The 12,872-nt window shown below is 47.8% G+C and carries 10 protein-coding genes; 4 read left to right on the top strand and 6 right to left on the bottom strand.

The genetic code is table 11. The features are described from left to right. The first annotated feature begins 80 nt into the window (after positions 1 to 80). On the top strand, positions 81 to 2,771 hold the full coding sequence (locus NDI42_RS04155; RefSeq protein WP_190452811.1) for a TIGR03960 family B12-binding radical SAM protein: 2,691 nt from the start codon (positions 81 to 83) through the stop codon (positions 2,769 to 2,771). Here the strand turns inward: NDI42_RS04155 and NDI42_RS04150 are convergent. The 3 genes from NDI42_RS04150 to NDI42_RS04140 all read right to left on the bottom strand — a co-directional run bounded on the left by NDI42_RS04150 (position 2,753) and on the right by NDI42_RS04140 (position 7,186). After that, on the bottom strand, positions 2,753 to 3,523 hold the full coding sequence (locus tag NDI42_RS04150) for a 2-phosphosulfolactate phosphatase (RefSeq protein ID WP_190452809.1): 771 nt from the start codon (positions 3,521 to 3,523) through the stop codon (positions 2,753 to 2,755). The genes NDI42_RS04155 and NDI42_RS04150 overlap by 19 nt on opposite strands. 138 nt (positions 3,524 to 3,661) lie before the next feature. Continuing rightward, complete coding sequence (locus tag NDI42_RS04145) at positions 3,662 to 4,852, bottom strand: glycosyltransferase family 4 protein (protein WP_190452806.1); 1,191 nt, start codon at positions 4,850 to 4,852, stop codon at positions 3,662 to 3,664. A gap of 693 nt (positions 4,853 to 5,545) precedes the next feature. Beyond that, entirely contained in the window at positions 5,546 to 7,186 is a 1,641-nt protein-coding gene (locus NDI42_RS04140) for a DUF2079 domain-containing protein (RefSeq protein WP_190452803.1), read from the bottom strand. Positions 7,187 to 7,317: 131 nt separating this feature from the next. On the opposite strand from NDI42_RS04140, the gene NDI42_RS04135 reads away from it, so the two are divergent. Continuing rightward, positions 7,318 to 8,493: a histidine kinase gene (locus NDI42_RS04135; protein WP_190452917.1), complete on the top strand. Its 1,176-nt coding sequence runs from the start codon at positions 7,318 to 7,320 to the stop codon at positions 8,491 to 8,493. 55 nt (positions 8,494 to 8,548) lie between these two features. Here NDI42_RS04135 and mutT read toward each other — a convergent pair whose 3' ends face one another. The 3 genes from mutT to NDI42_RS04120 all read right to left on the bottom strand — a co-directional run bounded on the left by mutT (position 8,549) and on the right by NDI42_RS04120 (position 10,706). Then, a complete protein-coding gene (gene mutT / locus NDI42_RS04130; protein ID WP_190423901.1) occupies positions 8,549 to 8,959 on the bottom strand; it encodes an 8-oxo-dGTP diphosphatase MutT in 411 nt (136 codons plus the stop codon). Positions 8,960 to 9,151: 192 nt separating this feature from the next. Further along, positions 9,152 to 9,499, bottom strand: a complete 348-nt coding sequence (locus tag NDI42_RS04125) for a DUF760 domain-containing protein (RefSeq protein ID WP_190452916.1) — start codon at positions 9,497 to 9,499, stop codon at positions 9,152 to 9,154. A gap of 250 nt (positions 9,500 to 9,749) precedes the next feature. Beyond that, positions 9,750 to 10,706: an RNA polymerase sigma factor, RpoD/SigA family gene (locus NDI42_RS04120; RefSeq protein ID WP_190452801.1), complete on the bottom strand. Its 957-nt coding sequence runs from the start codon at positions 10,704 to 10,706 to the stop codon at positions 9,750 to 9,752. Between the two features lie 385 nt (positions 10,707 to 11,091). Between NDI42_RS04120 and NDI42_RS04115 the strand changes: the two genes are divergently transcribed. Continuing rightward, the gene (locus NDI42_RS04115) at positions 11,092 to 11,736 is read left to right on the top strand and encodes a histidine phosphatase family protein (RefSeq protein ID WP_190452799.1); all 645 of its coding nucleotides are present in this window, start codon (positions 11,092 to 11,094) and stop codon (positions 11,734 to 11,736) included. A 4-nt stretch (positions 11,737 to 11,740) separates the two neighbouring features. Beyond that, on the top strand, positions 11,741 to 12,823 hold the full coding sequence (locus NDI42_RS04110) for a glucokinase (protein ID WP_190452797.1): 1,083 nt from the start codon (positions 11,741 to 11,743) through the stop codon (positions 12,821 to 12,823). The last annotated feature ends 49 nt before the right edge of the window (positions 12,824 to 12,872 follow it).

Here is a 12,872-nt window from a genome sequence, read left to right as displayed (position 1 = left end):
CAAACTAGAAGCTAAACTGCTGACTGCGAATTGGTGCTAGGGTTGAATCTGAGGCACTGGAAGCAGGGGAGAGTTTTGCTGTGGCGATCGCAATCGAAAAGTTACTTACGCCAGACATACAGAAACCTGCTCGTTATCTGGGGAACGAGTTAGGAGCGGTACACAAACCTTGGGACGCAGCGGCGGTGCGCTGGGTTCTGACTTACCCAGAAATTTATGAGGTGGGTGCATCTAACCTTGGGCATATCATTCTCTACAATATTTTGAATGCTCAGCTAGGGCAACTGTGCGATCGCGCCTATTTACCAGCTCCCGACTTAGCGGCGAAGCTACGAGAAACACAAACGCCCCTGTTTGCTGTTGAGTCACGGCGCAGTCTCACAGACTTTGATATTTTAGGCTTTAGCCTCAGCTACGAACTCGGAGCCACCAACATCCTTGAAATGCTGGATTTGGCAGGAATCCCTTTGACGTGGCGCGAGAGACTAGAGACTGGGGACAAGTCCCCCAACTCCTCTTACCCGCTAATTTTCGCAGGGGGACAAACTGCAACATCGAATCCCGAACCCTACGCAGACTTTTTCGACTTTATTGCGCTGGGAGATGGCGAGGAACTGTTGCCAGAAATAGGCTGGGTAGTAGAACGCGGCAAAAAAGCCGGATTGAGTAGAGAAGACTTGCTGCTTTCTTTGGCACAAGTCCCCGGCGTTTACGTGCCTCAATTTTATGACATGGCACCCCCCTCAATCCCCCCGCAACAGGGGGAAGATAAGGAGCTTTTTATCAGTGGCTCAGTTCATCCCAACCGCCCAGACGTGCCAAAGCGGGTTATGCGGCGGGTTGCTGCACCCATGCCAGCTTATTCTATCGGCTTAGTTCCCTTCGTGGAGACAGTACACGATCGCTTGACGATAGAAATACGGCGCGGATGTACTCGCGGTTGCCGTTTTTGTCAACCAGGAATGTTGACTCGTCCGGCGCGGGACGTCGAACCAGAGCAAGTTGTCGAAGCAATTGAGCGGGGAATGCGGGAAACTGGGTATAACGAGTTTTCCCTATTGTCTCTCTCGTGTTCCGATTATCTGTCTCTGCCAGCTGTGGGGATGGAAGTCAAAAATCGCCTCAAAGATGAGAATATTTCCCTATCTTTACCGAGTCAGCGGGTAGACAGGTTTGATGAAAATATTTCCAATATCATCGGCGGTACGCGACAAAGTGGGCTAACTTTTGCACCGGAAGCTGGAACCCAGCGGATGCGGGATATTATCAACAAAGGGTTGACTAATGCCGAACTGCTGCGGGGTGTGAAAACGGCCTTCGAGCAGGGCTGGGATAAGATTAAGCTCTACTTTATGATCGGTTTGCCTGGGGAAACGGATGTTGATGTGCTGGGCATTGCCGAAACTGTACGCTGGCTAAAGCAAGAGTGTCGTGCCGAGGGCAGAAGGTGGCTGAATTTTAATCTGACAATCTCTAATTTTACGCCCAAGCCGCACACACCTTTTCAGTGGCACTCGGTATCAACAACTGAGTTTAAACGAAAGCAGAAACTTCTACGCGAGGAGTTTCGCGGGATGAGGGGGGTGAAGGTAAACTTCACAGATGTTCGGCTTTCGGCGATGGAAGATTTTATCGGACGGGGTGACAGGCGTTTAGGCGAGGTGTTACGTCGCGCCTGGGAATTGGGCGCGGGAATGGATTCCTGGTTCGATAATGTGGAACGGGCTTTTGCTGCTTGGGGAGAAGCGATCGCGCAATCTAATCTAACCTGGAAATATCGCCTAGTGGAAACTGGGGACTGGGGACTAGGAACTGGAAACTGGGGAGAAGAAACTCCCAATTCCCAGTCGTCTATGCCTAATGCCCAATTAATAGATGCGCCTCTCCCTTGGGATCATATAGATACGGGAATTGATAAAAACTGGCTCAAAGATGATCTCAAACGCGCGCTAGAGGCGGCGACGGTTCCAGATTGCTCTTTTGAAGGTTGTTCTCACTGTGGCGTTTGCGGTATTGACTTTGGTCACAATATTGTGGTAAAGCCATTGCCGATTCCGGAATTTGCCGGACACTTCACGCCAAATCAAGACCGGGTGCAGCGTTTGCGAGTCTGGTTTGGGAAGCTGGGTGATATGGCGCTGGTGAGTCATTTGGATTTGGTGCGCCTATTTGACCGGGCGGTGCGACGGGCGGCTTTACCGATTTCTTTCACTGGTGGGTTTCATCCTAGTCCTCGAATTTCTCCTGCTAGTGCGCTGACTCTAGGTGCGACTAGCAGTGGCGAGATTGTGGATTTTGAGTTGAAAGAAAGGCTGGATGAGGAATCTTTCCGCCAGAGGTTAGCTGCACAGTTACCTTCAGATATTCCGATTTATCGGGTGGAAGATGTTGATCTCAAGGGGACTGCGGCGACTGCGCTGCTGGAGAAGGCGGAGTATTTGATTACGGTGGTGACTGAGGGTGAAACTCAGTGGCTAGATTGGGTGGAGGCGATTAAGGCTAAAGACGAGATTTTGGTAGAGCAAACTACGAAGTCTGGGAAGATTAAACAGGTGAATCTGCGCGATCGCTTGTTTGAGTTGGAGGTTAAGGAATCGCAGAAGCACGGAGGGCGCAGAGAGGAGGAAGGAGTTGCTTTGCGTTATGTGGGTAGTTATTGCAATGATGGAACTATCTTAAGACCTGAACATCTTGTTTCTATGTTGGAACAAGTAGCAGGCCGGGAGTTTCAACTTTTGCACAGTCATCGCTGTCAGTTGATTTTGAAGTAGGCTTTTTCAAAATACTCGCCTCGCATGACGGGTACGGAATCGTACAGGTTTAATGTTAGGGAGTGCTGTACGTCGGCTTCAAATCCTGACTCTCGCAGTTCCCGCGCACTTCCACACTCCCAAAGCGTCTCCTCCAAATGGTTTTGAATATACCTGAAAGAACCCTCACACACACGGGCTTCAGGTGATTTTTCATATTCTAGATAAGACAAGATTGCGCCTGCACCCACGTAGTCCTCGATTGCTACGCGCAGTTGCCCTTCCTCAGAAGGTATTGACCACTGTTCTCCGCAGGCAATGACTGTCACAGATAGATTAGTTGTACTCATAACCTGTGACACGGCTGTAGCTACGGCTGCTGCGTTTACTAATGCTCCCGTGAAAAGGTAAGAAACCTGACCAGACAAGCGGCTGCACGTTGCTCCGTTGGGGGAAGCTAGCACGATTCGTGTTCCTGACTCTAGTCCCAGGTAGGTCAGAGGCGATAGCGAAAAACGCCCCTTGTCAGGTACGTCTCTCCGATTCACAGATGCTTCACCACTAATGCGCTGTGCAAAGGCTGCTACATCTTCAGTTTTTGAACAGGGATAGACAATGCCGCCATGATGCACTGCACACGCTACCGCTGTCGAGAAGCTGAGGGTATCCACAATGACGATAATATCTCCTCTCTCTGCCGCCTGACGAGCGCCCCTCTGTCCCCAATCCAGTTTGCAACGGTACGGATGCTGGGAAAATATGGGAGTGTTCATAGTTTTCTTTCAGCCAGCCTTATGGTGATGCAGACCATTCCGTCTCTCGTTCCCAAACTGAGTTTGGGAACGAGAATTTCTCAATCCAAAATCATTGGAGTTTCCGAAACTCCGACCTCAGCAAATTCCAAAATCGGATTATGCCCAGTGAACTTGCGATCGCTCTTGCACTACTGTCTGATAAACTTCCTCTGTCTGTTTCGCTATCTTTGTCCAACTGAACCGCCGTTCTAAATCTTTGTAGGCGTTGTCCACTAGCCACTGTGCGTAAGCTGGGTTTTTTAGCACCTCTAAGATTCCCCAAGCCAGAGAATCAGCGTTATTTGTCTGAGTCACAACTCCAGTTTTGGTGTGTTGCACGACTTCTGGTAAACCACCCGTGTCTGATACTACAACTGAAACGCGAGCGGCAAAGCTTTCTAAGGCAACAATGCCAAAGGGTTCGTAAAGGCTGGGAAATACGGCGCAATCGGCAACGGTTTGAAATTTATCTAAATCAGCATCAGACATAAAGCCTGTGAAATAGCACTTGTCCCAAATGCCTAAATTCCAAGCTTGCTGTTTGAGAGGGTCGGTGTTACCGCCGCCAATAATCACAATTTTGACGTTACCTTCCATTTCCCAAATTACCTTCGGGGCAGCATTCAGCAGCACGGAAACGCCCTTCTCGTGGGACATTCTACCGACGTAATAGACAATTTTTTCCCTGTCTTCAGCAAAGCGACCGCGGAAGTTCCAAGCATCAAATTCCTGCGCCCTGCGTTTCTTCTCCGGTCGGATGCCGTTGTAAATTACATCAATTTTGTCCCAAGGACTTTCTAAAGCCCGTTCTACTTCTTGCCGCATATAGTTGGTACAGACAATTATCCGCCATGCGTTATAGGCGAGAAGCTTTTCTTTGCCACTAATATATCGGTGGTCGTCGTTGTAGATGCCGTTGTAACGTCCAAATTCTGTGGCGTGGACAGTGGCAACTAGGGGAACTTTAAAGTTGTGCTTGAGCGCGATCGCGGCATCTCCTACCAGCCAATCATGCGCGTGGATCAAATCAAACGGCCCTTCTTCCATCATCAGTTTACCACCGTGAATCCCCATGCTTTGGTTTAGATTCACAACCCAGTGGAAGAAGTCGTGACCGCAACCGACTGGCACCCGATGCACGTGTACACCATCCACCACCTCATACAGTGGCGCATGACCAAACTCTACCGTCAGCAAGTGGACTTCATGCCCCAGCTTGGCAATCTCTGGATATAACTCTCCTACATGGCGGGCAATCCCTCCCACAATGCGCGGCGGAAACTCCCAAGTTAGTACCAAAATCTTCATAACTCCCCTCTCCCTAATAAATTTACAAATTGCTATAGATTGACATATTTCTCAAAGTTATAGTCTTATACCTGAATTAGTGTAAGATGTAAAAACTTTTAATAATCTTTTAACATTTAACAGGGATTGACAGCAAAGTTGCTGCGATCGCCGCTCTAAGTTGAGTGACGATCAAAAAATAGGTTAAATGCAGGAAATTACAAAAGTTTTCCTAATCCACAGCCCTTAAAGAAAGAAAAAGGGCAAAGTAAAAAATTCTTTTCTTTCCATAAGAGCCTTTTTAGTTACCAGTCCCTACCCTTTGAGGTACTGCCTTTCTCGTAATCTCAATCCCTAAAGACCCAAAACCAAGCTCTGAAATACACTTCAATTGACCACCGTGTTTTTCCACAACAATCTAATAACTAATAGACAAGAGCAGAAAAGTAACTCTACCTACCGCTTTTGTGGTGAAAAACGGATCAAATATGTGATCGCGTAAATTTTCAGCCATCCAAGGGTCGTTATCTGTAAATTAATATTGTCACGCGATCGCCCTCTAGGGCTTCCGTGCGAATGCGGATCATGGGTGGACTGATTGATATCTAAGTGCGATCGCCTACAGCGTATGCCTCTTCTTACGGGGCTTGTGGCGGAGTCCCGATAAAGAGTCCAGATAGTTTTCCCAGTCTATCTGGACAATTGGTTTAAAACTTACTTGGGCGGAACCTGTTGGCGAAAGGCTTGCCAAGATGCGATCGCTTGTTCTACCGACGCAGCACCTTTTTGCATCAAAATCACCCCATCTTTGAAGCCAATAATCCCATACTGCCCACTACTAGACAATTGCTCAATAAAAGGAATGCCATTTTGCAAGAGTTCGCGTTCCTCGCGAAAAGCGGTTTGATATTGCTGCATCTGCCACAAGTCAGCAATAATGTAGTCCACATTCACAACCTCACGCGCATCGTTGCGTAGCTGCAAGTTAGGAAAGCGGATAATTTCGCGGCGACCGGAAAGATGGGGAATGAGATAGGTACTTGCAGTAACACTAGCATCTGGCGGAATTTGAGCCAGCAACGGACGCACTTGGCTGACGTGTTCCCACTGTCGCGGAAGTGGAACATAAACTAAAGGCTGAATGGAATCTGGAATCAGGAAATAAAGAGTCCGATTCGGGTTAGATGTAAAGGTAAAAAATAGAGAAAGGCTTAGGCAAATTATCCAAAAGCGGCGAAAGGATTTGGGAATTGGGGATTGGGAATTGGACATCCCCTCTGCCCCTCTGTTCTGCTTTCTCCCCCACCAGAGAATCGTCCCGTAAAATAGTCCAGGTACAACTGTCATGGCGTAGCGAATGCTGATGGCGAGGACGGACATACCTTTACCCAACAGCAGCTTTAAGAGGGGAAATCCAGCTATCATCCAAGAAGCGGGCGCGATCGCTGGTACAAAAGCTAAAGGCAACCATTGGCCTAACAAATACTTAATCGTGCGGTCTAAAGGTGAAAATAACTCTACTATTAGCCGCAGCGGATTGCTAACCATTCCCCAGATAATTTCCAGAGTGGAAGCTTCATCGCCATCCGCGTACTGACCAAATCGTTCCATCATAAACCGCTGGGAAATATCTTCGGAAAATAGCGGCATGATCAGATTGGTGAGGACAATCATGTAACCAAAGCTGAGAGTACATACAGCAAGACCGATGCGCGGATAGCGTTTGCTGAGAATCATGTAAAAGCCGACACCAAACAAACTCACTCCGCTATCTTCCCGCACCGCCAAAATCAAAACAGCCACCACCCAGAACAGCCACCACCAGCGTTTTTCCATTGCCAGCAGCAGAGTAAACATAAACAAGGGAATCTGGCAAATGTCGTGGAAGTTGGATAAAGTAGGGCCGAGGACAGCGTTAGCGCAGTAAAAGCTGACGGTAATCATCGCTGACAGGGGTGGTTCCAAATACTGTCGCGCCAAGACGTACAGAACCAAACCAGCGGCAGTTACAAGAGTGACTTGTAAAACGGTGAGAGTTGCTGGATACGGGAATAAAGCATACAGCGGTAGCCAGAGCAAGAGGGCGGGGGTGAAGTGTTGCCCTAAGCGGTGGTAAAAAACCTCTGGTACTTCGCTATTGTGGACGACGTTAGTGGAAAGTTGGGAAGAAAGGGTACTTTGAAAGAAACGACCGTGAAGGTTGTTCCAGAAGACTTGATTAAAGATGCCCTGGTCGTAGGAGGAATAGAAGGTGTAGTGTCGGTGCAGGGTGAGAATCAGGGTAAACAAAAAGAACGCGATCGCTGCGCCCATCACCATCCGCAACACTGACGGCTTCTGTAATCTTAACAACATCACTTACAATCGTTTATAAATGTTAAATAGATATTAAATTGAAAGCGGATCTTGGATTCTGTTCAACTGTCAGTTAGTCTCACTCACAGTCAAAGCGTCCCCGGTTGGTGCCAGTGCTGAAACCAGATTACATACAGGCAGCTCCTGAAAAACCTACGTCTTCTGAAGCGTCACTACAGCTAGTGCTGTTCGTTGATGAGCGTCCTAGTTCGCGCAAACAGATTCAACAAATACACAGTTATTTAGCTCAGCTCAAAGCACAGTATGCCTTTGAAATTCAGGTTATCGAGGTGGGGGAACAGCCTTATTTGGCTGAACACTTTAAACTTATAGCGACTCCTGCTCTGATTAAAATCCATCCAGAACCCCGACAGACTCTTGCTGGTAGTGATTTAGTAACTCAGTTGAAGAATTGGTGGCCCCGCTGGCAACTTTGTGTTGAGGAATATCAACAGAATTTACCACTCCCAACTGAGGCACCGACAACACAGACACCAAAATCAGCAATTAGTTCCGTTGCCTATTCCGCAGAACTTATTCAACTGTCTGACGAAATTTTTCGGCTCAAGAAAGAAAAAGAAGAACTGCTGGCTCAGCTAAAGTTCAAAGACCGGGTGGTTGCTATGTTGGCTCACGACCTGCGTAGTCCCCTGACAGCTGCCTCTCTGGCGGTGGAAACTATAGAAATAACCCAAAACTGGAGCAATGGTGGCGGCGCTCCCAGGTTGACCCCAGCGCAGATGGAGCAGTTAAGCAAACAGGCTCGTTCCCAACTCCGCGCTATGGACAGGATGATTACAGATATTCTGCAAGCTTCCAGGGGGACGAGCGCTGAATTACATATTAAACCTCTGAAGTTAGACTTGGGGGCGCTGTGCCATGAGGTTCTCAACTCCTTGAAAAATCGGTGTCAGGCAAAATCTCAATCCTTAAAAACTGATATTCCCAACGATCTCCCCTATGTTTATGCAGATGAAGAACGGGTGCGTCAGGTGATCGTAAACCTGCTGGACAATGCGATTAAGTACACTCCAGAAGGAGGCAAAATCCAGGTTTCAATGCTTCACCGCACTACACAGAAAATTCAAGTGAGTGTTGACGACACTGGCCCTGGCATCCCTGTAGAGAATCAAGACCGGATCTTTGAGGATCGCTATCGGCTGGAGCGAGATGAAGCAAAAGATGGATATGGGATTGGTCTTGGGTTGTGTCAGCGCATTATCCGGGCGCATTATGGGCGAATTTGGGTAGATTCGGCTTCTGATAAAGGCAGCAGTTTCCACTTCACCCTGCCAGTTTATCGGTAGAGTTCTTCCCTCGTTCCCAGGCTGAGCCTGGAAACGAGCGATGAGTGAAGAATTGTTAATTTTTCCGCAGGGCGTTGATAATCTGGATATTAGCGGCGGGAAAGGGATACTGATCGAGTTGATCGAGTGTCACCCAGCGCACTTCTTCGGATTCGATAGGTTGGGGAATGCCTGTAAGGTGTTGGCAGTGATGGACGTTGAGGGTGATGCTAAATTGGCTATAGATGTAGTCGATAACGATCAAGCGATCGCCTACTTCTATTTCAATTCCCAACTCTTCTTTGATTTCTCTTTTTATACATTCCACGACGGTTTCTCCAGGCTCGATTTTGCCGCCGGGGAATTCCCAAAGTCCGCCCATTAAACCACCTGGGCGTCTTCGATCTATTAAAATTTGTCTTTGCTCGTTCCAGATAACAGCAACGCCAATTGACTTATGAGGAAGAAGCGCGGAAGTTTGGCTCATAAGAGAATCACTTTTCCTCCAAAATAGCAGAACTCGGCAGACTTACTTTCTCGTCTGCCGAGTCGCTATATCGGACGCTGTACCTTTATTTAGCCTGTACCTTGATTTACCGTAGCGTCCCGCCTCCAATAATCAAACAGGCGAGACGCTTGTTCTACAGGCATTTAAGAAAAGCACATCGCCTGACGTTTATTACTCAGCTTCAAAAGAGTTGGCTTCAGTGGCAGCTTGTAAGGATTTCTCAAACGTCATTCGCTGTTCGGCGTTACGCAGAAAATAGCCGCTAATCATTGCCGAAGCCAGCAAACGCCCCAGATTTTCACGATTGGTAGTGACTGTAACACCAAAGTGTTCTGGTGGTAGATTCCCCAACAGCCCCACGATGTTGCGTTCCATTACCTGAAACACTTCCTGAGAAGAGGGTTTGGAAAGTTGGGTAATCGTGTCTGGATTCATAGATTGGACGTATTGCCAAAGCAAGTTGCCGCCTTCTGAATCGTTTTCAAAGAATTCTGAGACTCGATTTGACGGGTTGTTCACCTTGTTCCTCCGTTCTTCAAGAGCGGCAGATGCTCCCAGTTCTTTGCACCAGGATAGATTGCTGCTCATCTGTTGGTTGTACTGGTTGACCCGGAAACTCGCTCCGAGATTTATTTACCTTTATGTAAACAAATGTAGCAAGTTCATTGGCTGGGTATAGTGAGTAGAACCGAACTCAAAACGGCGGATTGTATCACCAGTTTCTGATTTGCGAATGGCTAATGGGAATAAACAATTAGCCATCCTTCTATTAGCTGGCAATATATTCCCGCATATCAGCTTTGCGCTTGCGGAGCTTGGAGAGGGCTTCTCGTTCAATCTGTCGCACTCGTTCCCGACTAATGTTTAGGAGATCGCCTATTTTTGCTAACGTCAAGGCTTGCCCATCCGCCAAACCAAAGCGCAGTGCCAATACTTGGCGCTGCTGAGGGGTCAAATCTGCCATCAGTTTTTCTAAGTCAACTTGGAGAGATGATTGGGTGGCGAAGTCTTCTGGTGTAGGGCCATCGTCTTCCAATAACTCTACCAGTTCTGTATCCTGGTTATCGCCGACGCGCAGATCCAAGGAAAGCGGCTGACGCGCCCTTTCCAGGTACTCTCTGACTTGCTTGGGGGTTAGTTCTAGTTCGGCAGCAAGTTCAGCGGCTGTGGCGGCTCTTCCTAGATTCTGAGCTAGTTGGCGTTGGGCTTTTTTGATTTTGTTCAGCTTTTCGGTGATATGAATTGGGAGGCGAATTGTCCGTCCTTTTTCTGCGATCGCTCTGGTAATTGCCTGTCGAATCCACCAGTAGGCGTAGGTGGAAAATCTATAACCTTTGGTAGGATCAAATTTCTCGACACCACGCTGCATTCCCATTGTGCCTTCTTGGATTAAGTCCAACAGGTCAACGTTGCGCTTGATGTATTTTTTGGCAACCGATACTACTAGCCGCAAGTTAGCCTCCACCATCTTGCGTTTGGCTATCTCTCCTAGTGCGATCGCTTGCTGTAATTCTTTCTCTGACAACCCAGTTGCATTTGCCCACTCTGCCTCAGTTGGCTCATGTCCTAACTGAGTTAAAAGTGTATTTTTTAGTTCTATTAAGGCGGTTGAGCGCTGTACTTGTTTCCCAAAAAGGATTTCCTGCTCGTGCGTTAGCAGGGGAACGCGCCCAATCTCTCGTAGGTAAGCACGGACAGTATCTGTGGAGGTCTGAGCAGTTTTCATAGTGCTTAGTCTTTAATCAGAGCGATCGCTTGTTAATTATTGTAACATTCCTTAAAGCTGCTTTGTCTATCCCCGGAGGGGGTTTCCTAGCCTTACTTGCTTTCGGTATAGCTATTTAAGAGGATACCCACGAACAGCCTTGACAATTGCATCTTGGAAAACAAAATGAGAAAAACTTTGCTGATGCTTGCTATAACGTGGGAAATTCGGGCAGTTAGGCGAGGAAACAAAGGCAGTAAGGTCTGAGAGTAGAAGGCAATACGGGCTATTGAAGCGCTAAATTTCGCAAAAATAAAAAACTTAAACTTAAATTAAGAATTTGGGGATGCCAATGAACAGAATGCGCCCTTAGCAACAGAGCCTGTGGGAATATATAAAAAAACGCATGAGTCAAACTATTTGGATTGCAAGACACGCCAACCGTCTCGACTTCGTGAACCCCGACTGGTTCTTAACCGCCGAACGTCCCTACGATCCACCCCTCTCTTCTGATGGCGTAGTGCAAGCAAAACAACTCGCGCAACGCCTGAAAGGAGAAAGCATTGCCCACATTTTTGCCTCCCCTTTTTTGCGAACAGTGCAAACTGCTAACGAAGTGGCATCCGTCCTCGATTTACCTATAAAACTGGAGTCTGGCTTAAGCGAATGGCTGAATCCTCACTGGATGCCAGCAATGCCAGAAAAATTATCTTTGTTAACATTGCACGAGCAATTTCCTCGAATTGACCTGAGTTACACCTCTCGCGTTATTGCCAAGTATCCCGAAACCGGGGAAGAATCGCTAGAACGTTCCGGAGAAACAGCAAGACAACTAGCAGCATTTTCAGAAGATATTCTGCTGGTGGGTCACGGAGCATCCGTTTTGGGTGCGACAATCGGCTTAGTAGGCGGCACGCCTGAAAGCACCCAAGTCAACGCTGCTTTGTGTTGTTTGGTTAAGCTGGTGCGTGATGGTGAAAAATGGGTGATGGAACTCAACGGGGATACCTCCCACTTGAGTCAAAGCGAAAAAGTCATCCGGTTTCACTAGAGTTATGACCTTACTTCTGGCAGGCGATATCGGCGGCACCAAAACCATTCTGCGCTTAGTTAATGCGGCTGATGCTGAGGGATCATTACACACCCTCTACGAAGCGATTTACCCTAGCCGCAACTATCCCGATTTAGTGCCGATAGTGCAGCAGTTTCTCAAAGCTGCTACGGAGAGAATTTCCCCAGTTTCCCCGCCCTTAACGCAGGAAATGCAAGGGGGAGTGCTGGTGCCGCAAAAGGCTTGTTTTGCGATCGCAGGCCCTGTGGTCAACAATACCTCTACCCTCACCAATTTAACTTGGTCACTGGATGCCAAACGTCTAGAGCAGCAACTGGGAATAAAATCAATCATTTTAATCAACGATTTTGCCGCCGTTGGCTATGGTGTCTTGGGTCTAGCTGAGTCTGACTTGTATACCTTGCAAACTGGCAAACATCAGCCAGAGGCTCCCATTGGGGTAATTGGTGCTGGTACAGGGTTAGGACAAGGATTTTTGATCCGAACGGCAGCCAATCTCTATCAGGTGTTTCCTTCCGAAGGCGGACACGCTGACTTTGCTCCCCGCTCGGAATTAGAATTTGGGCTGTTAAAATACTTGCTCGATAAGCACAATATCCAGCGAATTTCTGTAGAAAGGGTAGTTTCTGGGCAAGGGATCGTGGCGATTTACCAATTCTTGAGAGACAGACAAATTGCCACTGAAATGCCAGAAATTGGACAAACGGTCAGAACTTGGGAACAAGAAGCAGGTAGGAGTGAGAAAACTGTAGATCCCGCGGCTGTCATTGCCAAAGCTGCCTTAGAAAAAAGCGATCGCCTCTCGGAGCAAACCCTACAATTATTTGTAGAAGCTTATGGTGCCGAAGCAGGTAATCTTGCTATCAAACTATTACCTTATGGCGGTCTTTACGTTGCTGGTGGCATCGCTGCTAAAATTCTCCCACTTATAAAAGAGGGAAGTTTTCTTCATGCTTTCACCCACAAAGGTCGCGTCAGCCCTTTACTAGAACGGGTGCCAGTACATATAGTTTTAAATCCGCAAGTCGGACTCATCGGTGCTGCTATTTGCGCCTCCAGATTGTAGTCAATACTTTTGGGATAGCGAAACTTCTCAAAGCCCCCAATTTATCGGA

It is taken from the genome of Funiculus sociatus GB2-C1 (genome assembly GCF_039962115.1).
GTDB classification, from domain to species: Bacteria; Cyanobacteriota; Cyanobacteriia; order Cyanobacteriales; family FACHB-T130; genus Funiculus; species Funiculus sociatus.
The sequence above is the reverse complement of the archived record's forward strand: the minus strand, read 5'-3'. Positions and strand labels throughout refer to the sequence as shown.

Excerpts from the sequence above, each read along its gene's own strand:
- NDI42_RS04150 (WP_190452809.1), bottom strand. The coding sequence starts at position 3,523 with ATGAACACTCCCATATTTTCCCAGCATCCGTACCGTTGCAAACTGGAT.
- NDI42_RS04145 (WP_190452806.1), bottom strand. The coding sequence starts at position 4,852 with ATGAAGATTTTGGTACTAACTTGGGAGTTTCCGCCGCGCATTGTGGGA.
- NDI42_RS04140 (WP_190452803.1), bottom strand. The coding sequence starts at position 7,186 with ATGTTGTTAAGATTACAGAAGCCGTCAGTGTTGCGGATGGTGATGGGC.
- mutT (WP_190423901.1), bottom strand. The coding sequence starts at position 8,959 with ATGAGCCAAACTTCCGCGCTTCTTCCTCATAAGTCAATTGGCGTTGCT.
- NDI42_RS04120 (WP_190452801.1), bottom strand. The coding sequence starts at position 10,706 with ATGAAAACTGCTCAGACCTCCACAGATACTGTCCGTGCTTACCTACGA.
- NDI42_RS04115 (WP_190452799.1), top strand. The coding sequence starts at position 11,092 with ATGAGTCAAACTATTTGGATTGCAAGACACGCCAACCGTCTCGACTTC.
- NDI42_RS04110 (WP_190452797.1), top strand. The coding sequence starts at position 11,741 with ATGACCTTACTTCTGGCAGGCGATATCGGCGGCACCAAAACCATTCTG.